This window comes from Roseisolibacter sp. H3M3-2, assembly GCF_029211165.1.
In the GTDB taxonomy this organism is placed as follows: Bacteria; Gemmatimonadota; Gemmatimonadetes; order Gemmatimonadales; family Gemmatimonadaceae; genus Roseisolibacter.
In genome coordinates this window covers 1-20,472 of record NZ_JARGEK010000042.1, presented here as the reverse complement: position 1 = coordinate 20,472, position 20,472 = coordinate 1, and the positions used below count along the sequence as shown (strand labels likewise).

Annotated in this window: 13 protein-coding genes; 9 read left to right on the top strand and 4 right to left on the bottom strand. The window is 76.1% G+C overall.

Features of this window, described 5'->3' with window-relative positions; genetic code table 11:
- Positions 1–2,520 (top strand): ADOP family duplicated permease (locus tag PYV61_RS05970; protein WP_275829321.1); only part of this gene is annotated, 2,520 nt, incomplete at its 5' end.
- 76 nt (positions 2,521–2,596) lie between these two features.
- Here PYV61_RS05970 and PYV61_RS05965 read toward each other — a convergent pair.
- Together PYV61_RS05965 and PYV61_RS05960 are read right to left on the bottom strand one after the other, a co-directional pair.
- The gene (locus PYV61_RS05965) at positions 2,597–4,081 is read right to left on the bottom strand and encodes a DASS family sodium-coupled anion symporter (RefSeq protein ID WP_275829320.1); all 1,485 of its coding nucleotides are present in this window, start codon (positions 4,079–4,081) and stop codon (positions 2,597–2,599) included.
- Between the two features lie 4 nt (positions 4,082–4,085).
- Positions 4,086–4,868, bottom strand: coding sequence for a sulfite exporter TauE/SafE family protein (locus tag PYV61_RS05960; RefSeq protein ID WP_275829318.1), 783 nt, complete (start codon positions 4,866–4,868; stop codon positions 4,086–4,088).
- 75 nt (positions 4,869–4,943) lie between these two features.
- Here PYV61_RS05960 and PYV61_RS05955 point away from each other — a divergent pair, with 75 nt between their 5' ends.
- From PYV61_RS05955 to PYV61_RS05940, 4 genes are all read left to right on the top strand, one after another.
- On the top strand, positions 4,944–6,212 hold the full coding sequence (locus PYV61_RS05955; protein ID WP_275829316.1) for a dicarboxylate/amino acid:cation symporter: 1,269 nt from the start codon (positions 4,944–4,946) through the stop codon (positions 6,210–6,212).
- A 94-nt stretch (positions 6,213–6,306) separates the two neighbouring features.
- Positions 6,307–7,017: a uracil-DNA glycosylase gene (ung, locus tag PYV61_RS05950; RefSeq protein WP_275829314.1), complete on the top strand. Its 711-nt coding sequence runs from the start codon at positions 6,307–6,309 to the stop codon at positions 7,015–7,017.
- A 95-nt stretch (positions 7,018–7,112) separates the two neighbouring features.
- A complete protein-coding gene (locus PYV61_RS05945) occupies positions 7,113–7,418 on the top strand; it encodes a hypothetical protein (protein ID WP_275829312.1) in 306 nt (101 codons plus the stop codon).
- Between the two features lie 133 nt (positions 7,419–7,551).
- Positions 7,552–9,918, top strand: a complete 2,367-nt coding sequence (locus tag PYV61_RS05940) for a prolyl oligopeptidase family serine peptidase (protein ID WP_275829310.1) — start codon at positions 7,552–7,554, stop codon at positions 9,916–9,918.
- A gap of 91 nt (positions 9,919–10,009) precedes the next feature.
- On the opposite strand, the gene PYV61_RS05935 is transcribed toward PYV61_RS05940, so the two are convergent.
- Positions 10,010–10,603 carry an outer membrane beta-barrel protein gene (locus tag PYV61_RS05935; RefSeq protein ID WP_275829308.1) on the bottom strand — a complete coding sequence of 198 codons (594 nt, stop codon included), beginning with the start codon at positions 10,601–10,603 and terminating at the stop codon, positions 10,010–10,012.
- A 135-nt stretch (positions 10,604–10,738) separates the two neighbouring features.
- Positions 10,739–13,246 carry an EAL domain-containing protein gene (locus tag PYV61_RS05930; RefSeq protein WP_275829306.1) on the bottom strand — a complete coding sequence of 836 codons (2,508 nt, stop codon included), beginning with the start codon at positions 13,244–13,246 and terminating at the stop codon, positions 10,739–10,741.
- Positions 13,247–13,488: 242 nt separating this feature from the next.
- Here PYV61_RS05930 and PYV61_RS05925 point away from each other — a divergent pair, with 242 nt between their 5' ends.
- From PYV61_RS05925 to PYV61_RS05910, 4 genes are all read left to right on the top strand, one after another.
- Entirely contained in the window at positions 13,489–14,733 is a 1,245-nt protein-coding gene (locus PYV61_RS05925) for an HlyD family efflux transporter periplasmic adaptor subunit (RefSeq protein WP_275829304.1), read from the top strand.
- A 93-nt stretch (positions 14,734–14,826) separates the two neighbouring features.
- Positions 14,827–15,573: an ABC transporter ATP-binding protein gene (locus PYV61_RS05920; RefSeq protein WP_275829302.1), complete on the top strand. Its 747-nt coding sequence runs from the start codon at positions 14,827–14,829 to the stop codon at positions 15,571–15,573.
- A 52-nt stretch (positions 15,574–15,625) separates the two neighbouring features.
- A complete protein-coding gene (locus PYV61_RS05915) occupies positions 15,626–18,031 on the top strand; it encodes an ABC transporter permease (RefSeq protein WP_275829300.1) in 2,406 nt (801 codons plus the stop codon).
- A gap of 36 nt (positions 18,032–18,067) precedes the next feature.
- The coding region (locus PYV61_RS05910; protein ID WP_275829298.1) for an ABC transporter permease at positions 18,068–20,472 on the top strand (2,405 nt) is incomplete at its 3' end.

Genomic DNA, 20,472 nt, shown 5'->3' with positions numbered 1-20,472 from the left:
CGCCCGGCGCCGCGCGAGTTCGGCGACGTGGCGGCGGCGCTCGGCACGGTGCCGGCGCTCGACGCCGGGCCGGTGCTGCGCGCGGCACGCGCCGAGTGGTGGGAGAGCTGGTGGCAGGACCTGCGCTTCGCGGCGCGCGCGCTGCGCCGGCGCCCGGCGTTCACGGCGGCGGTGCTGCTCACGCTCGGCCTCGGGCTCGGCGTGACCGGCGCGGTGTTCGCCGTGGCCGACGCGGCGCTCCTCCGCCCGCTCCCGTACGCGGCGCCCGACCGGCTGGTGGCGGTGTGGCGCCACGAGACCGGCGACCCGACGCAGCGCGGCGACCTCTCGTACCCCGAGCTGCTCGACCTGCGCACGCGCGTCCCGTCGCTGGCGTCGGTGGCCGGCTACCACAGCAACCGCATGGTGCTCGGCGCCGACCAGCCGCGCGTGCTGTGGGCGGGGAAGACGAGCGCGAACTTCTTCGCGACGCTCGGCGTGCGCCCGGCCGCGGGGCGCTTCTTCGTGGAGGGGGAGGACGAAGCGGGGAACGGGCGCGTGGTCGTGCTGTCGCACGGGCTGTGGCGCCGGCAGTTCGGCGGCGACCCGTCGGTGGTCGGGCGCACGCTGCCGCTCGACGGCGCGTCGTACACGGTGGTCGGCGTGCTGCCGGCCGACTTCCAGTTCGCGCCGGTGGGCGAGGCCGACGTGTGGGTGCCGTTCGACCGCCCGGCCGACTGGCGCCCCCGGCGCACGATGAGCTGGTTCCGCGGGATCGCGCGGCTGCGCGGCGCCGCGACCGAGACGAGCGCGGCGCGCGAGCTGGACGCGCTGGCCGCGGCGCTGGCGGTCGAGCACCCGCGCAACGGCGTCGGGCTCGGGCTGCGCGCCGAGCCGCTGCGCGACGCCGTCACGGGCCCGGTGCGCCCGGTGCTGGTGACGGTGCTCGGCGCGGCGGCGCTGGTGCTGGTGGTGGCGCTCGCGAACGTCGCCAACCTGCTGCTGGTGCTCGGCGCGGCGCGCGGGCGCGAGCTGACGGTGCGCGCCGCGCTCGGCGCCGGCGGCGGGCGGCTGGCGCGGCAGCTCGTCACCGAGGGGGTGCTGCTCTCGGCGCTCGGCGGCGCGCTCGGACTGGCGCTGGCGACGGTGGGCGTGCGCGCACTGGTGGCGGCCATCCCGCCCGAGCGGCTGCGCGGGATGCCGTACCTCGCCGACGTCGGCGGCCCGCGGCTCGCGCTGGCGCTGCTGGCGTCGGTGATGCTGGCGGGCGCGGCGTTCGAGCTGGTGTCGGCGTGGCGGCTGGTGCGGCCGCGCCGCGCCGAGGCGCTGCACGGCGGGCGCGGGCTCTCCGACGGCGCGGCGGGCGGGCGGCTGCGCGACGGGCTGGTGGCGGCCGAGCTGGGGCTGACGGTGGTGCTGCTCACCGGCGCGGCGCTGTTCGGGCGCAGCCTGTCGGAGCTGTTCGCGGTGGACCCCGGCTTCCGCGCCGAGCGGGTGGCGACGGCGTTCATCCCGCTGCCGCGCGTGGCGTACGCGTCGCGGCCGGCGCGCGTGGCCTTCTTCGAGCGGCTGGAGGAGCGGCTGCGGGCGCTCCCCGACGTCGAGAGCGTGGGGATGACGACCAAGCTCCCGCTCGACCCGGGGAACAGCGGCAGCTACCGCGTGGTGGGCGCGCCCGAGCCGCCGCCGGGGCGCGAGCCGTCGGCGAGCTTCCGCAGCGTGACGCGCGACTACTTCCGCACGATGGGGATCCCGCTGCTGCGCGGCGCGACGTTCCCGGAGCGCGTCGACTCGTCGGCGTCGCCGCTGGTGGTGGTGAGCGCGTCGCTGGCGCGCGAGGCGTGGGGGACCGAGGACCCGATCGGCCGGCGGCTCGACCTGATGGGGCGCGAGCCGGCGACGGTGGTGGGCGTGGTGGGCGACGTGTCGATCGGGCGGCTGGAGGACGCGGCCGCGACGCCGACGTACTACGTGCCGTTCGCGCAGGCCCCCGACATCTCGATGCGCGTCGTGGTGCGCACGCGCGCCGAGCCGGCGGCGGTGGAGGCGGCGATCCGCGCGGCGGTGCGCGAGATCGACCCCGAGGTGGCGCTCTACCAGGTGTACCCGATGGAGAGCCTGGTGCGGCAGTCGGAGTCGGTGTTCCTGCGCCGCTTCCCGCTGCTGCTGGTGGGCGCGTTCGCGGCGGCGGCGCTGGCGCTGGCGGTGGTGGGGACGCACGGCGTGGTCGCGTACGCGGTCGCGCAGCGCGTGCGCGAACTGGGGATCCGCGTCGCCCTCGGCGCGGCGTCGCGCGACGTGGTGGCGCTGGTGGTGGGGCACGTGGCGCGCGTCGCGGCGCTCGGCATCGGCGCGGGGCTGGTGCTGGCGCTCCTGCTGGCGCGCGCGGCGTCGGGGCTGCTCTACGGCGTGCGCCCGACGGACCCGGCGACGTACGCGGCGGTCGCGGTCACGCTCGCGGCGGTGGCGGCGGGGGCGGCGTTCGTGCCGGCGCGGCGGGCGACGCGGGTGGATCCGAGCATCGCGCTGCGGGCGGAGTGAGTCGGGTCGTGCTGCGGGCCGCGGGCTGCGGATCTCGAACCCGCAGCCCGCAGCCCGCCGCGTGCGGCGCCCACCCTCAGAGGAGCCCGATGTACCGCCACCACGTCGCCGCCAGCGCGAGCAGCAGGAGGTAGCCGACGACGGTGATCCAGATCCCGGTCTTCAGGAAGTCGCGCGTCGTGAACGCCCCGGTCGAGTAGGCGACCATGTTCTGCGGCGAGTTCACCGGGAGCAGGAAGCCGAAGCTCACGACGAACTGCTGGATCAGCACCATGCCGAGCGCCGGCACGTCGGGGCGGTGCAGCCCGGCGACGAACGCCAGCACGATCGGGATCCACGTCGCCGACAGCGACGTCGCGCTGGCGAAGCCGAGGTGGACGACGATGTTGATCGCCGACAGGACGGCGACCATCGCCAGCGGCGACAGCGCCGCGACGCCGAGCGCGCCGAGCGTCGCGCGCGACAGCCACGCCGCGGCGCCGGTGGCGATGAGGACGGAGCCGAGCGAGATGCCGACGGCGAAGAGCAGCACCGTCCCCCACGGCACCAGCCGCTCCGCCTCCTCCCACGCCAGCACGCCGACGCGCGGCAGGAGCAGCAGCGTCACCGCTGCGAGCGTGGTCGTGCTGGTGTCGAGCGGGTGCAGCGTCCCCTCGGTGGTCCACAGCGCGAGCAGCGCCACCGCCACCGCCACCAGCCGCCACTCGGCGGCGCGCACGGGGCCGAGCTGCGCGAGCTGCGCGCGCACCGCGTCGCGCGAGGCCGCGCCGCCCACCGGCTCGGGCGGGACGACGGCGCGCATCACCAGCCAGAGCACGCCCGTCATCACCAGCGCCCACGGCGCGGCGGCGCGGAACCACGCGGTCCAGGTGACGGTGACGCCGAGCGCCTGCTGGATGAGCCCCACCGCGAGCAGGTTCTGCGCGGCGGCCGTCTTGATGGCGACGTTCCAGATGGTCGCGGCCTGCGCGGTGGTGATCATCAGGCACGCGGCGAGCCGGCTGTTCGCCGGGAGGCCGAAGGCGGCGACCATCCCGCCCATGATCGGCACGATGGCGCCGACGCGCGCGGTGGTGCTCGGGACGAAGAAGGCGAGCACGATCCCGACGAGGATCGCGCCGGCGAGGATCCCGCCGGGGCTCGTCCCGGTGCGGCGCAGCACGAGGAGCGCGAGGCGGCGGTCGAGCCCCGTGTGGCGCATGGCCGCCGCGAGGAACACCGCCGCCGCGACGAGCGCCGCCGCCGGCGCGGCGAACCCCTCGAGGAAGAGGCCGAGCGCCTTCGTGGTGCCGAGGCGCGCGCCCGGGGCGGCAGTCGCGCCGGCGGCGAACGGCGGGGCGGCGCCGAGCAGCAGCGCGCCGAGGGTGACGACGAGCGCCGCGCTCACCGGGTAGCTCACCGCCTCGGTGATCCAGACGACGATCGCGAGGGCGAGCACGCCGAGCACGCGCTGGCCGGCGACCGAGAGGCCGTCGGGGGTCGGGAGGAGGACGACGAGCGTCAGCGCGAGGGCGGCGGCGACGAGGGGGAGCGGCTTGAACGCCGCGCGGGCGCCGGTCACGCGCTCACCCGCCGCGCAGGAGGAGCCAGGCCGCGCTGGCGAAGCCGATCAGCGCGACCGCGCCGCGCACGGCGTCCTGCGGCGCGCGCCGCGCCACGCCGGCCGCCGCGTAGCCGCCGACGGTGGTGCCGACCGCCATCACCGCGGCCAGCCGCCACTGCACCGCGCCGTTGAGCGCGAACGTCGCGATGGCGACGGCGTTGAAGCAGAGCGCCGACCAGTTCTTGAGGCCGTTCATCTGGTGGATGTTGGCGAAGCCCTGGAGCCCGAGCGCGGCGAGCATGAGGATCCCCGCGCCGGCGCCGAAGTAACCGCCGTACACGGCGACGAGGAACTGGACGACGAGGGCGGCGGCGGTGGGCACGGGGAGCGCGCCGTCCGGCGGCGCCGCCGGCGGGCGGCGGCCGACGAGGAGCCGCACCAGCGGGCGCTGCGCCATGAACAGCAGCGTCGCGCCGAGGACGAGGAAGGGGACGAGGCGGGCGAACACCGCGTCGCCGCCGAGCAGCAGCAGCCCGGCGCCGACCAGCCCCCCGAGCACCGACGGCAGGACGAGCCGCGCCGCCCACCCGCCGGCGCCCGACAGCTCGCGGCGGTACCCCCACATGCTCGACAGCGCGCCGGGCCAGAGGGCGACGGTGCAGGTGGCGTTGGCGGCGACCGGCGGCACGCCGAGGCCGAGCAGCGCCGGGAAGACGAGCAGGGTGCCGCCGCCGGCGACGGCGTTCATCGCGCCGCCGACCGCGGAGACGAGCAGGATGACCGGCAGCTGCGGCGGCTGGGGCATGCGGGGGTGTGGGAGGCGCCGTCCCGGCGGGGCGTGCCCTGGTGGCGGCGTGCGTCGGGTCCTACCGTTGCAGGAATGCGCCGCCTCCTGCCGCGAAACCTGACCGTCCGGGTCCTGCTGGCCATCTCGCTGGGCGTCGCGCTCGGCATCGCCTTCCCCGATACGGCGAAGGCCATGAAGCCGCTGGGCGACACCTTCGTCAACCTGGTGAAGATGGTCGTCGGCCCGATCGTGTTCCTGACGATCGTGCTCGGGATCGCGAACATGAGCGATCTCAAGAAGGTCGGGCGCGTCGGCGGCAAGGCGTTCCTCTACTTCGAGGTCGTCACCACGTTCGCGCTGGCGATCGGGCTGATCGTCGTCAACGTCACGAAGCCCGGCGCCGGCTTCGACGTGTCGGGCGTGCCGCGCGGCGACATCTCGCGCTACGCCAGCGCGGGGCAGGAGATGAACTGGGTGGACTTCCTCACCCACGTCGTCCCGTCGAGCGTGGTCGACGCGTTCGCGAAGGGGGACGTGCTGCAGATCGTCTTCTTCTCGGTGCTCTTCGGCGTCGCGCTGGCGGCGCTCGGCGCGCGCGGGCGCCCGCTGGTGGAGGCGCTGGAGCGCATCGCCGAGGTGTTCTTCAAGATCGTCGGGATGGTGATGGTGGTGGCGCCGATCGGCGCGTTCGGCGCGATGGCGTACACGATCGGCAACTTCGGCCTCCGCTCGCTGCTGCCGCTCGGCCGGCTGATGCTCGACGTCTACCTGACGATGGCGGTGTTCGTGTTCGTGGTGCTCGGCGGGATCGCGCGCTGGTCGGGGTTCTCGCTGTTCGCGCTGCTGCGCCACATCAAGGAGGAGATCCTGCTGGTGCTCGGCACCTCGTCGAGCGAGGCGGCGCTGCCGCGGATGCTGGAGAAGCTCGAGCGGTTCGGGTGCGCGCGCAGCGTCGTGGGGCTGGTGGTGCCGGCCGGCTACTCGTTCAACCTCGACGGGACGTCGATCTACCTGTCGATGGCGGTGGTCTTCCTGGCGCAGGCGTTCCGCGTCGACCTGTCGGTCGGGCAGCAGCTGACCATCCTCGGCATCCTGATGATCACGTCGAAGGGGGCGGCCGGCGTGACGGGGTCGGGGTTCATCGTGCTCGCCAGCACGCTCTCGGCGCTGAACGTGGTCCCGGTCGAGGGGCTGGCGCTGCTGCTCGGGGTCGACCGGTTCATGAGCGAGGCGCGCGCGATCACGAACCTGATCGGCAACGGGGTGGCGACGGTGGTGGTGGCGCGCAGCGAGGGGGCGTTCGACGAGTCGCAGCACCGGGAGGCGGTGGCGCAGCTGCACGCGGTCCGGGCGGCGGCGTAGGGGCGCGGCGGGCTGCGGGCTGCGGATTTGCAGGACCCGCAGCCCGCAGCCCGCAGCCCGCAACGCCCGACACGACGAGCCACGCACGCCGCCGATGCTCCCCCCGATCCCCGCCTCCTGGAAGCCGATCCTCGGCCCGCTCACGCGCGAGCCGTGGTACCGCGAGCTGTCGGCGTTCGTGGACGCCGAGCGCGCGGAGCACGAGGTGTATCCGCCGCGCGACGAGACGTTCGCGGCGCTGGCGCTGACGCCCCCGGACGACGTGCGGGTGCTGATCCTCGGCCAGGACCCGTACCACGGGCCGGGGCAGGCGCACGGGCTGGCGTTCTCGGTGCGCCCGGACGCGCCGATCCCGCCGTCGCTGCGCAACATCCACAGGGAGCTGCAGGCGGATCTCGGCGCGCCCAAGCCGCGCGACGGGTCGCTGGTGCCGTGGGCCGAGCGCGGGGTGCTGCTGCTCAACGCGGTGCTGACCGTGCGCGCCGGGGAGCCCAACTCGCACCGCGACCGGGGGTGGGAGCGGTTCACCGACGCGGTGATCGCCGCCGCCGGCGCGCGCGAACGGCGCGTGGTGTTCGTGCTCTGGGGCGCCTACGCGCAGCGGAAGGCGGCGCTGGTCGACGCGTCGCGGCACGCCGTCCTCCAGTCGCCGCACCCGTCGCCGCTCTCGGCGAAGCGCGGCTTCCTCGGCAGCCGCCCGTTCTCGCGGGCCAACGCGGCGCTGCGGGAGGCCGGGGAGCCCGAGGTCGACTGGCGGCTGCCGGCGGCCGACGCCCCGGCCCCACGGAAACGTCACGCGCGCTGACCGGGGGGGCGGTTGTGGCGCGGGCCCCCCGTGGCGAGAATGGCGCAGTGCGCCGAGGATGTCCGCGTCCCGCCACGTCACCACCCCATCCGCCCATGCACGACCCTCTCGAGGCCCCGAAGGACGGCCTGCTCCGTCGGCTCTTCGGCACCCCGCGCCGGACGGCGGGCCCGCTCTACACCGGCGACTACCCCGCCGTCGCCGCCCCCGTCCCGGCGGCGCCGGACGCCGACCCGCAGGGCGCGGCCGCGTCGCGCCTGGACTGGAGCGCGTTCGAGGCGGCCAAGCGCGGCGAGATCTCGCGGCGCGTGCTGACCGGGGAGGACCCGGTCGCGGCGCCGCCGGCGCGTCGCCCCTCGGCGGAGCTGGACTGGTCGGTGTTCGGGCGGCGCGAGCGCTGACGCCCGACGGATCGGCGCCGGGCCCCGTCGGGCCGCCCGCATCGCGCGGGCGGCCCGACGCGTACTTTGGGGCGTCGCCGGCCCGCGCACAGGACGCGCGCGCCGGCCGCCGTCCCCGCCCCCGCCCCCTCCCGTGCCGAGCCCCCGTCCCCTCCTCGCGCTCGCCGCGCTCCTCCCCGCGCTGACGACCGCCGCGGCCCAGAGCGCCCAGGCGCCGCGCTTCGAGTTCACGATCGCCAACATGATGCGCGGCCCCGAGCTGTACGGCCGCGAGCCGCAGGACGTGCGCTGGTCGCCCGACGGGCGGTGGGTGTACTTCCGCTGGAACGAGGCCGGGGCCGACTGGCGCGAGCCGCTGCGCCTGTACCGCGTGCGCGCGCAGGCCGGCGCCCGCCCCGAGCGGGTCCCCGACGCGCAGGCCGACTCGGTGCTGCCGCTGGTGGCCGACGGGAGCTGGGCGCGCGACCGCCGCTTCCGCGTGGTGGCGCACGACGGGGACCTGTGGCGCGTGGACGCCGGCGCGGCCGCGGCGCGGCGCCTCACCCGCACGCTGGCCGCCGAGTCGCAGCCGCAGGTGGCGGCCGACGGGAAGCGGGTGTTCTTCGTGCGCGACAACAACGTGTTCGCGCTGGAGCTGGCCGGCGGCTTCGTGCAGCAGCTCACCGACGTGCGCCCGGGGCCGCAGCCCGACAGCGCGCGCGCGGGCGCGCAGCGCCGCGCGCTGGAGGCCGACCAGCGGGCGCTGTTCGACGTGATCCGCGACCGCGTGGCGCGCGACAGCGTGCAGGCCGCCGAGCGGAAGGCGCGCGAGGCGCTGCGCCCGACGCCGCTCTGGCTGAACGCGAACGAGCGCGTGCTGCAGTTCGCGGTGGCGCCCGGGGGCGACGCGCTGGTGCTGACGACCAGCACGGCGGCGCCGCGCGCCCGCACCGCGCAGGTCCCCGACTGGGTGACCAAGAGCGGCTACGTCGAGGAGCTGCCGACGCGCACCAAGGTCGGCGACGAGCAGGCGACCGGGCGCGTGGCCTACGTGCGCGTGCCGACCGGCGCCGCGCGCTGGCTCAAGGTCCTCCCCTCCGACACCGTGCGCGCGCCGGCGTCGGTGCAGCTGCTCGGCTGGAACGACGCCGGGACCGCGGCGCTGGTGCGCGCCGAGCGGCGCGACTTCAAGGAGCGCGTGCTGAGCGCGGTCGGCGACTCGGGGGCGGTGCGCACGGTGGACGTGCTGCGCGACAGCGCGTGGGTGGCCGGGCCGTGCGCGTCGTGCGCCGGGTGGCTGCCGGACGGGAAGGTGTGGTTCGTGAGCGAGGCCGACGGGTGGGCGCACCTCTACACCGTCGGCGCCGACGGCGCCGGGAAGCGGCAGCTCACGCAGGGGAAGTTCGAGGTGCTGCAGGCCGAGCTGTCGCCCGACCGCTCGCAGTTCCGGCTGCACACGAGCGAGCGCTCGGTGTTCGACCGCGACTTCTACACGATGCCGGTGGCCGGCGGCGCGCGCACGCGGCTGACGCGGGACGCCGGCGGGCACCAGGTCGAGCCGTCGCCCGACGGGCGGATGCTGGCCGACGTGTACTCGACGGCCAACCGGCCGCCCGAGCTGTTCGTGCAGGCGGCGCGCGCCGACGCGCCGCGCGCGCAGCTCACGACGTCGCCGACCGCCGACTGGCTCGGCTTCGCGTGGAAGGCGCCCGAGATCGTGATGGTCCCGGGCTCCGACGGCGTGCAGGTGCCGGCGCGCGTGTACCGCCCGCAGGACGTGGGCGCGCAGCCCAACGGCGCGGCGGCGATCTTCGTGCACGGCGCGGGCTACCTGCACAACGTGCACAACTGGTGGTCGAGCTACAGCCGCGAGTACATGTTCCACCACTACCTGGCGTCCAAGGGGTACGTGGTGCTCGACATCGACTACCGCGGCTCGGCGGGGTACGGGCGCGACTGGCGCACCGCGATCTACCGCCACATGGGCGGGCGCGACCTGCAGGACCACGTGGACGGCGTGCGGTGGCTGCAGAAGACGCACGGCGTCGACCCGGAGCGCGTCGGCATCTACGGCGGCAGCTACGGCGGGTTCATCACGCTGATGGCGCTGTTCACCGAGCCCAAGATGTTCGGCGCCGGCGCGGCGCTGCGCGCGGTCACCGACTGGGCGCACTACAACCACCCGTACACCGGGCGGATCCTCAACTTCCCCGAGGGCGACACGACGGCGTACCGCCGCTCGTCGCCGATCTTCTTCGCCCAGGGGCTGGAAGACCCGCTGCTGATGGCGCACGGCATGGTGGACGTGAACGTCCACTACCAGGACATCGTGCGCCTCACGCAGCGCCTGATCGAGCTCGGGAAGACCGACTGGGAGCTGGCGTCGTACCCGGTCGAGGACCACGGCTTCGTGCGGCCGTCGTCGTGGGCCGACGAGTACCGGCGGATCTTCGAGCTGTTCGAGCGGACCATCGGGCGCCGGCCGATCCCCGCGGCGACGTCGGGGAGCGGACCGCGGTAGGAGCATTCGACACGGAGCACACGGAAACCGGGGGAGGGACTGCAGGCTCGCGTCTCTCCCCCGGTTTCGTGTCCTCCGTGTCCGCGGTCGATCAGCGCGTCATGTTCCGCGTGAAGAACGACAGGCCGAGCAGCGCGCCCAGGCGCAGCGCCTCGTTGTCGAAGCCGTAGCCGAGGTTCGCCTCGGCGCGCCAGGCGAGCGACTCGCGCCACGGCACCTTCACGCCGAGCCCCGCGCCGACGCTCACCTCGCTGTCGCCGTCGCCGGCGGTGGTGCCGCTGAGGCCGATGAACGGGCGCGCGTAGGCGACGGAGCGCCGCACGGTGGCCTCGCTGTTGGGCCCGAGGCGGCCGACGAGGTCGGTGGCCGGGCGGAAGTGGTACAGCGCGCCGACCTCGAGGTCGTAGTTCAGGCTGCCGTCGCTCCCCTCGACCTTGCGGTAGTTCAGGCCGACCGCGGGCTCGAGCGACCAGCGCAGGTCGTTGGTGAGGAAGAAGCCGACGCGCGCCCGCGAGGCGGGGAGCGCGATCGACACCGACGACTCGTCGCCGAGGCCGATGGTCGCGCCGGCGTCGATGCCGAGCTCCATGGTGCGCGGCGGCTGCGTCACCGCGCCGGGGGACTGGGCGGCCGCCGGGGCGGCGGCGGCCACGAGGGCCAGGAACGCGAGACGACGAATGGGCATGCGGGCTCACTCCACAACGGGTCGGCCCGCCTTCCCCAGATGGAGGGCGGGCGCGGCGGTGTTGTGCCGGTCGCGTGCCGCGGGGTGACGGCGGTCACGATCGGACCGGCCGGGCCCGCCGGGCGTCCCGTCCGCTCAGGCGGCGACCGCCCGCCCCTCCAGCCAGCGCGACAGCGCGTCCGCGTCCACCGGGCGGCTGAAGTGGTAGCCCTGCGCCAGCGTGCACCCGATGCGCGCCAGCACCGCCGCCTGGTCGGCCGACTCCACCCCCTCGGCGACCGTGCGCAGCGACAGCGCGTCGCCCAGCGCCACGATCGCCGCCGCGAGCGCCTCGGGCTGCCCGCCGCTCGCGATCGCGTCGATGAAGCTCTTGTCGATCTTCAGCACGTCGATCGGGAACTGGCGCAGGTAGCTGAGCGCCGAGTAGCCGGTGCCGAAGTCGTCGATCGCCAGCCGCACGCCGAGCGCCTTGAGCGCCTCCAGCCGCTGGCGCGCGACCTCGGGCTGCTGGATCACCGTGCTCTCCGTCAGCTCGAGCACCAGCCGCTCGGCGGGGAAGCGGGCGGCCGCCAGCGCGTGCTCGACCTCGGCGACGAAGCCGGCCTGCTGCAGCTGCCGCCCCGAGACGTTCACCGTCACCGAGAACGCGGGGCCGCCGAGCGCGGCCCACGCCGCCCCCTGCCGGCACGCCTCCTCGAGCACCCAGCGCCCGAGCGGCACGATCAGCCCCGTCTCCTCGGCCAGCGGGATGAACTGCAGCGGCGGGATCACGCCGCGCGCCGGGTGGTGCCAGCGCACCAGCGCCTCGACGCCCGAGAGGCGCCCGCTGGCCAGATCGACGATCGGCTGGTACACGAGCCGCATCTCGCCGCGCGCGAGCCCGAGGCGCAGCGCCCGCTCGAGCGCCGTCCGCTCGACCACCGCGGCGTGCAGCTCCGGCTCGAAGCGCGCCCACTGCCCGCGCCCGCGCGCCTTGGCCTCGTAGAGCGCGAGGTCGGCGTTGCGCAGCAGCGCGTCGGCCGGGCGCACCGGCGCCCCCTCCGCGGCGGCGCCGGCGGGCGCCACGGCGCGCGCGATCCCGACGCTCGCCCCGACGACCGCGGTCCCGCCGCCGGCCAGCGGCACCGGGTGCGAGACGGCGGCGATCACCCGCTCGGCCACCGACGACGCGTCCTCGTCGCCGCGCACGCGCTGCAGCAGCACCGCGAACTCGTCGCCGCCGAGGCGCGCCACGAGGTCGGCGCCGCGCGTCGCGTGCAGCAGCCGCTCGGCGACCGTGCGCAGGAGCGCGTCGCCGACGGCGTGCCCGGCGCTGTCGTTCACCAGCTTGAAGCCGTCGAGGTCCACGAGCAGCACGGCGACCGCCGACGGGTCGGGGGAGCGCTCCAGCGCCTCGGCGATCGCCTCGTGCAGCCGCGCGCGGTTGGCCAGCCCCGTGAGCGCGTCGTGGTAGGCGCGGTGCACCAGCGTCGCCTGGAGCGCGCGGTGCTCGGTGACGTCCTGCAGCATCCCGACCAGCCCCGGGCGCCCGTCGGCCAGCGCCTGCACGCGCGACACCGTGAGCGCGCACAGGCGCAGCTCCCCGTCGCGGCGGCGGAAGCGCTTCTCGACCGAGACGCGCGTCGTCTCCCCTGCCTTGAGCGCGCGCACCGGCTCGCGCGTGATCGCCGCCTCCTCGGGCGGGGAGAGCTCGGGGGCGCGCATGGCGCGCAGCTCCTCGGGGGTGTAGCCCACGATCTGCGCGTAGGCGCCGTTCACCTCGAGGATGTTGCCGTCGTCGTCGTGCAGCGCGATGCCGAGGGCGGCGTGCTCGAAGATCGCGCGCAGGCGCGCCTCGCTGGCCGCCAGCGCGTCGCGCGACCGCTCCAGCTGCCCGCGGTGGCGGCGGTCCTGCGCGGCCGCGAACACCGCGACGCCGAGGATCAGCGCCGCGCCGACGGCCACGGCGGCCGCCAGCGCGTCGGTGGCGAGGAGCCCGTCGGCGGCGCCCCCGCTCCCCGGCGTGAAGCGGGCGGCGGCCATCCCGGTGTAGTGCATCCCGGCGATGGCGAGCCCCATCACGCCGGCGGCGCCGAGGCGCGCCCGCCGCTCGCCGGCGGTGCTGGCCGTCCCGAGGCGGGTGAGCAGCCAGAGGGCGGCGGTGGCCGCCGCGGCGGCGATGGCCAGCGAGGCGGCGACGACGGCCGGGCGCCAGGCCAGGGCGGCGGGGATGCGCAGGGCGGCCATCCCGACGTAGTGCATCCCCGCGATGGCCCCGCCGAGCAGCAGGCCGCCCCCGGCGAGCGCGGGCGCCCCGAGCCGGCCGCGGCGCACCACCGCCAGCGCGAGCGCCGACGCCGCGACCGCCACCGCGAGGGAGAGGGCGACGAGCGGCAGGTCGTAGGCGACCGGCACCGCCGCCCCGCCGTGCGCCGGGTGCACGCGGAGGGCGAGCATCCCGACGAAGTGCATGCTCCAGATCCCGACCCCCATGACCACGGCGCCGAAGGCCAGCCAGACGCGGCGCGCGCGTCCCACGCTGCTGGCCGTCCGTCCGGCGAGGTCGAGGGCGACGTGCGAGGCGAGGGCGGCGAGGGCGACGGAGAGGGCGACGAGGCCCGGCGCGTAGCTGGTGGCGAGCGCGCAGGCCGGGGGGCAGGACACGGGGGCGGGGCAGGAAGACTGAAACGGAGTCGCGGTGGCAGAGGACGCGCGCCGGGCGGGCCCGGTCACCCCGCGCGCGGTGTCCGATTCCGGACACCCGCGTCCCACCTCCGAACGGTGGCGCCCCTGCGGTCGGACGGAAGTTGAATCTCTTCAACGACTTACGCTCGTCCGTACGCGGCACGGCCCTCGCCTATGGGGGAGACGCCTTCCTTCGTCTTCCCCGTCCGAGAGAGCGACTCGTGGACATCGCACGCCCCAAGAAGTCCAAGCGCGGCCGCGTGGCGCTGATCGCCGGCGGCGTGGTCGCCGCGGTCGCCGCCACCGTGGCGCTGACCCGTCTGGAGCCCGCCGCGCCGTCGGTCGAGCGCGCGACGCTGTGGATCGACACCGTCCGCCAGGGGACGCTGGAGCGGAACGTCCGCGCCCCGGGCACCCTCGTCCCCGAGCACGTGCGCATCGTCAGCGCGGTGACGGCGGGGCGGGTGGAGCAGCTGGTCACGCGGGCCGGCACGACGGTCACGCCGGGCACGGTGCTGCTCGAGATGACCAACCCCGACGTGCAGCTCGAGGCCCTCGAGGCCGAGCGCGCGCTGGGGCAGGCCGAGGCGAACCTGGTGTCGCTGCGCAACCAGCTCCAGTCGGGGCGGCTGCAGCAGGCGGCGACGGTCGCGACGATCAACACCGAGGCCAACGACGCGCGGCGCAACGCCGAGGTGATCGAGGCCCTCGACAAGAAGGGGCTGTCGAGCGCGAACGAGGTGGCGCAGGCGCGCGAGCGCGCCGCGGCGTTCGCGTCGCGCCGCCAGATCGAGCAGGAGCGGCTGACCATGCTCCAGCAGACGCTCGGCCGCCAGCTGGCGCTCGAGGAGGCGAACGTGCAGCGGATGCGCGCCGTCGCCCAGTTCCAGCGCGACCGCGTGGCGTCGATGAAGGTGACGGCCGGCGAGGCCGGCGTGCTGCAGCAGCTCGACCTGGAGCTGGGGCAGTGGGTGGTGCCGGGGCAGCTGCTGGCGCGCGTCGCGCAGCCGGGGAAGCTCAAGGCGGTGCTGCGCGTCCCCGAGACGCAGGCCAAGGACGTCGTGATCGGCCAGCAGGTGAGCGTCGACACGCGCAACGGGCTGGTGGCCGGGCGCGTGGTGCGCGTCGACCCCGCGGTGCAGAACGGCACCGTGACGGTGGAGGTCGGGCTGGAGGGGCAGCTGCCGCGCGGCGCCCGCGCCGACCTCTCCGTCGACGGCACGATCGAGATCGAGAAGCTGCCGAACGTCCTGCACGTCGGCCGCCCCGCCTACGGGCAGCCCGAGAGCACCGTCGGGCTGTTCGTGCTCGACCCGGACGGGAGCACCGCGCGCCGCGTGCAGGTGAAGCTCGGGCGCACCTCGGTGAACGCCGTCGAGATCACGCAGGGGCTCAAGCCCGGCGACAAGGTCATCATCTCGGACGTCTCGCAGTGGGACGGCCAGGACCGCCTGCGCATCAAGTGAGTCCCGGCGCGCGAGCCCGCGCGTAACCCTCCGCGCCCGCGCGCTGTCCAACCCCTCCGAACGCCCGTCCCCCCACCCCACACGGCCGCCCCCATGACGACCGCCACGGACGCCCGCTCGTCGCTCACGCCCTCCCCCCGCTCGGCCGACGCCCTCATCCGCCTCGACGGCGTCAAGAAGGTCTTCTTCACGGAGGACGTCGAGACGCACGCCCTCGCCGACGTCCACATGGAGATCCGCCAGGGCGAGTACGTCGCCATGAGCGGCCCGTCGGGGTGCGGCAAGACCACGCTGCTCTCGATCCTCGGGCTCCTCGACTCGCCGTCGGGCGGCACGTACGAGCTGGCCGGCCAGAACGTCACGACGCTCGACGCCGCGGAGCGCGCGCGCGTGCGCAACCGCCAGATCGGCTTCGTGTTCCAGGCGTTCAACCTGATCGGCGACCTGACGGTCTACGAGAACGTCGAGCTCCCGCTCACCTACCGCACGGGCGACGCCGCGCTGTCGGCCGCCGAGCGGCGCCAGCGCGTGCACGCGGCGCTGGAGAAGGTCGGGATGAGCCACCGCCAGAAGCACTACCCGGCGCAGCTCTCGGGCGGCCAGCAGCAGCGCGTGGCCGTGGCCCGCGCGGTGGTCGGCGACCCGGCGATCCTGCTCGCCGACGAGCCCACGGGGAACCTGGACTCGGCGAACGGCGAGAGCGTGATGGAGCTGCTCCAGGAGCTGCACCGCGGCGGCGCGACGGTCTGCATGGTGACGCACGACCCGCGCTACGCGCAGCACGCGCAGCGCACGATCCACCTCTTCGACGGGCGGGTGGTCGAGGAGACGACGGCCTGAGTTGACGTGAACGAGACCTGACCGCACCGACCGCGCGCCCGGAGCCCCGCCCATGATCGTCGTCCTCCGCCAGGCGCTCCGCGCGCTCGGCCGCAGTCCCGGCTTCGCCCTGGCCGCCGTGGCGACGTTCGCCATCGGGATCGGCGCGAACGCCACCGTGTTCGGGGTCGTGAACGCGGTGCTGCTCAAGTCCTACCCGTACCGCGACGCCGACCGCGTGGTGGCGCTGTACGAGAGCGACCCGGGGTCGAAGAACGACCGCGCGGTGCTCTCGCCGGCCAACTTCCACGACTGGCGCGCGGCGGCGCGCTCGTTCACCGCGATGGCGGCCGCGCGCGCCGCCGACTTCACGCTCGGCGGCGACGCCGAGCCGGCGCGGCTGGCCGGCGCGCGCGTGACGTGGACGCTCCCGGCGGCGCTCGGGATCACGCCGCAGGTCGGCCGCGCCTTCCGGGCCGACGACGACGCGCCCGGCGCCCCCGACGTGGTGATGCTCACCGACCGGCTGTGGCGCACGCGCTTCGGCGCCGACCGCGGCGTGGTGGGGCGGGTGCTCCAGCTCAACGGGCGCCCGGCCACGGTGGTCGGCGTGCTCCCCGCGGGGGTGAGCTACCCCAACGACCGCGCCGACGTGTGGGCGCCGTTCGCGATGAGCGACAGCGCGTGGGGCGCGCAGCGCGGGAACCACAGCCTGCAGGGCGTGGCCCGCCTGGCGCCGGGCGTCACGCCGGCGCAGGCGCGCGCCGAGCTGACCGCGATCCAGGCGCGCATCGGCGCCGAGTTCGAGGAGGAGCGCAACCACTCGGTGGTGCCGGTGATCCCGCTGCACGAGGCGACCACCGGGTCGGTGCGCCCGGTGCTGCTGGTGCTGCTCGGCGCGGTGAGCTTCGTGCTCCTGCTGGCCTGCGCGAACGTCGCCAACCTGACGCTGGCGCGCGGCGCCGGGCGGCAGCGCGACGTCGCGGTGCGCGCGGCGATGGGCGCGCGCCCGTGGCACCTCGCCCGCCCGCAGCTCGCGGAGAGCCTGGTGCTCGGCGCGGCCGGCGGCGGGCTCGGGCTGCTGCTGGCGGCGTGGGCGTGCGCGGCGCTGCCGGCGGTGGTGCCGACGAGCATCCCGCGCCTCGACGAGGCGGGCGTCGACTGGCGCGTCGCGCTCTTCACCTTCGGCACCGCGCTGCTGGCGAGCGTGCTGGCCGGCGTGCTGCCGGCGCTGCAGACGGCGCGGCTCGACCTCAACGGCGTGCTCAAGGACGGCAACCGCAGCAGCACGGGCGGCGTGACGCGGGCGCGGCTGCGCGACGGGCTGTTCGTCGCCGAGGTGGCGATGGCGCTGCTGCTGCTCACCGGCGCCGGGCTGGCGCTCACGAGCCTCGGCCGCCTGCTGTCGGTGAAGCCGGGCTTCGCCCCCGAGCAGGTGATGACGGCCCACCTGTCGCTCCCGCGCGCGCGCTACGCGAACGACACGGCCGCGGTGCGCTTCTGGGAGCAGCTGCTGCCGCGGCTGCGCGCGATCCCGGGCGTCCGCACGGCGAGCGCGGGCACCCCGATCCCGATGGGGGGCGGCGTCTCGATGGGCGCCTACTTCATCGAGGGGCGCGGGACGGAGACCGCCGACGCGCGCATGGCCAACTTCTACATGGTCGGCGACGACTACTTCCAGAGCATGGGCGTCCCGCTCGCGCGCGGGCGCGACTTCGGCGAGGCCGACCGCCAGGGCGCCGAGCCGGTGGCCGTGGTCAGCGAGGCGCTCGCGCGGAAGGAGTTCGCCGGCGCCGACCCGATCGGCCAGCAGCTGATGCCGTGGGGGAGCGACGGGCCGAAGTTCCGCGTGGTGGGCGTGGTGGGCGACGTGAAGCACCGCGGCCTCACCGACGAGGGGCGGGCGGCGATGTACCTGCCGCTGCGCTTCGTGGGGCCGGCCAGCGCGTCGCTGGTGCTGCGCACCGCCGGCGAGCCGGCGGCGGTGGCGGGGGCGATCCGCGCCGCGGTCGCGGAGCTCGACCCGACGCTCGCCGTCGCCGACCTGCGCCCGATGTCGGGGCTCGTGATGACGACGGCCGCCCGCCCGCGCTTCAGCGCGCTGCTGCTCGGCGCGTTCGCGGCCTGCGCGGTGGCGCTGGCGCTGGTCGGGATCTACGGCGTGGTCGCGCAGTCGGTGGCGCAGCGCGCCGCGGAGTTCTCGGTGCGCATGGCGCTCGGCGCGCGCCCGGGCGACGTGTGGCGGGACGTGCTCGGCGGCGCGCTGCGGCGCACCGCGGTCGGCATCGCCGTCGGCCTGGCCGGCGCGGCGGCCCTGACGCGGCTGCTCGCCGAGGAGCTGTACGACACCAGCCCGCTCGAGCCGCGGGTGCTCGCCGCGGTCTCGCTGGTGGTGGCCGTGATCGCCGCGCTCGGGAGCTGGGCGCCGGCGCGCCGCGCGATGCGCGCGAGCCCGATGGCCGTGCTGCGCACCGAGTAGCGGTCGCAGGTCACCCTTCGCCATAGAGATCCGCCCATGCTGGCGCAGCTCCGCATCCTCCTGCGCGGCCTGCGCCGCGCCCCCGGGTTCAGCGCCGCCGCGGTGCTCTGCATCGCGCTCGGCGTCGGCGCCAACACGGCGATCTTCAGCGCGGTCCGGGCGGTGCTCCTCCGCCCGGTGGCCACGCCCGAGATCGACCGGGTGGTGGCGCTGCGGCAGGACCTGATCCCGGTCAAGCTGCTCGACCTCGAGCTGGCGCCCCCCGAGGTGCTCGACCTGCAGGAGCGCGGCGCGCTGTTCGAGGCGGTGGCGGCGCAGGCGCCGCGCGGCTTCGTCGTCGAGCGCGCGGGCACGTCGGTGCGCGTCGAGGGCGCGCGCACGCTCGGCGACTGGTTCGGCGTGTTCAAGGCGCGCCCGCACCTGGGGCGGCTGTACACGGCCGACGACTCGCGCGACGGCCGCCACCAGGTCGCGGTGCTGAGCTACGGGCTGTGGCGCGAGCAGTTCGGCGGCGACCCGTCGGTGGTCGGCCGTGAGGTGCGCATCAACGACCAGCCGCACACGGTGGTCGGCGTGCTGGAGCCCGACCTCCGCTACCCGCGGCAGGCGCGCCTCCTGGTGCCCCTGCGCGTGGACTCGGCGTTCCGCGAGAACCAGCGCGGGCGGCAGTACATGAACGCCTTCGCGCGGCTGCGCGCCGGCGTGTCGCCGGCGCAGGCGCAGGCGGGGCTCGACGCGACGATGCGCGACTGGCGCGCCCGCGGCGGCCCCGACGACGAGCGGTACGGCGTGCCCGGGAAGCACCGCCTGTACGCGGTGCCGTTCGTGGCCTTCGACGCCGGGCAGCTGCGCCCCATCCTGTACGTGCTGCTGGGCGCCGTCGGCGTGGTGCTGCTGATCGCCTGCGCGAACGTGGCGAGCCTCCAGCTGGTGCGCGCCACGGCGCGGACGCGCGAGCTGGCGGTGCACGCCGCGCTCGGCGCGGCGCGCGGGCGTCTGGTGCGGCGGCTGATGGGGGAGAGCGTGGTGCTGGCGGCCGGCGGCGGCGCGCTGGGGGTGGCGCTCGGGTGGGGGGTGACGCGCCTCCTGGCGGCGCTGGCGCCCGCGGAGCAGACGGCGCTGCGCGACCTGCGGCTCGACGGGCCGGTGCTGGCGGCGACGGCCGGCGCCACGCTGCTGGCGGCGCTGCTCTCGGGGACGCTTCCGGCGCTGCGCGGCGCCCGCGTCTTCCTGCGCGGCTCGCTGGGCGACGGCGCGCGCGCCGGCTCGGCGAGGCGCGAGCGGCACGGCGCGCTGCGCACCGCGGTCGTGGCGCAGGTGGCGATGTCGTTCGTGCTGCTGCTCGGCTCGGGCGTCATGCTGCGCAGCCTGGCGCGCCTGGTCGCCGTCGACCCCGGCTTCCGCCCCGCGTCGGTGACGGCGGCGGCGGTGACGCTGCCGTTCGGGCGGTACGCGAAGACCGACGCCGCGCTCGCGTTCTACGCCGCGCTGCAGGAGCGGCTGCGCGCGACGCCGGGCGTCGAGTCGGTGGGGCTGACGTCGTGGCTCCCGCTGCGCGACCAGAGCAACAGCTCGCGGTTCCGGGTCATCGGCCGCGACACGGCGGGGCAGGGGGAGCCGCCGCACGCCAACATCGTGGCGGCCGACGAGGACTACTTCCGCACGATGGGGATCCCGCTGCTGCGCGGGCGCACCTTCGGCGCGCAGGACGCGTGGCGCGCCGACGGCACGCGCGACCTCACGTTCGTGATCGACGAGACGCTGGCGCGGAAGTGGTTCCCGAACGAGGACCCGATCGGCAAGCGCATCAACCAGGGGCCCGACGGGGTCATCGTCGGCGTGGTGGGGAGCGTGCGGCAGGCGGCGCTCGGCGCCCCCGACAAGGAGACGGTCTACTACAACGTGCGGCAGACCTGGTTCACGAACCTTACGGTCGTGGTGCGCGGCACGCTGTCGGAGGAGGGGGCGGCGCGCGCGCTGCGCGCGGCCGCCGCCGCGGTGGACCCGCAGGTGCCGCTGTACGACGTGGCGACGATGCCGGACGTGGTCGCGCGCTCGGTCGGGACGCGGCGCTTCGGCGTCGTGGTGCTGGCCGGCTTCGCGGTCGTGGCGGTGCTGCTGGCGCTCACCGGCGTGTACGGGGTGCTCAGCTACGCCGTCGCGCAGCGCCGGCGCGAGCTCGGCATCCGCGCGGCGCTCGGCGCCGACCGCTCCGCGGTGGGCGGGCTGGTGCTGCGGCAGGGCGCGCGCATGGCGGCGGTCGGCCTGGCGATCGGCGCGGCGGCCTTCCTCGTCGTCGCGCGCGGGCTGGAGTCGCTGGTGTTCGGCGTCGGCGCGCGCGGCCCGCTGACGTTCGCGGCCGACGGCGCGGTGCTCGGCGCCGCGGCGCTGCTACGGGCTCTCGTGGCTCCCGGCGCGGCGCGCGGCGGCGGCGGGCCCGG

Bases quoted from the DNA above. Each gene is read 5' to 3' on its own strand.
- PYV61_RS05960 (WP_275829318.1), bottom strand. From the start codon at position 4,868: ATGCCCCAGCCGCCGCAGCTGCCGGTCATCCTGCTCGTCTCCGCGGTC.
- PYV61_RS05955 (WP_275829316.1), top strand. From the start codon at position 4,944: ATGCGCCGCCTCCTGCCGCGAAACCTGACCGTCCGGGTCCTGCTGGCC.
- ung (WP_275829314.1), top strand. From the start codon at position 6,307: ATGCTCCCCCCGATCCCCGCCTCCTGGAAGCCGATCCTCGGCCCGCTC.
- PYV61_RS05945 (WP_275829312.1), top strand. From the start codon at position 7,113: ATGCACGACCCTCTCGAGGCCCCGAAGGACGGCCTGCTCCGTCGGCTC.
- PYV61_RS05935 (WP_275829308.1), bottom strand. From the start codon at position 10,603: ATGCCCATTCGTCGTCTCGCGTTCCTGGCCCTCGTGGCCGCCGCCGCC.
- PYV61_RS05920 (WP_275829302.1), top strand. From the start codon at position 14,827: ATGACGACCGCCACGGACGCCCGCTCGTCGCTCACGCCCTCCCCCCGC.
- PYV61_RS05915 (WP_275829300.1), top strand. From the start codon at position 15,626: ATGATCGTCGTCCTCCGCCAGGCGCTCCGCGCGCTCGGCCGCAGTCCC.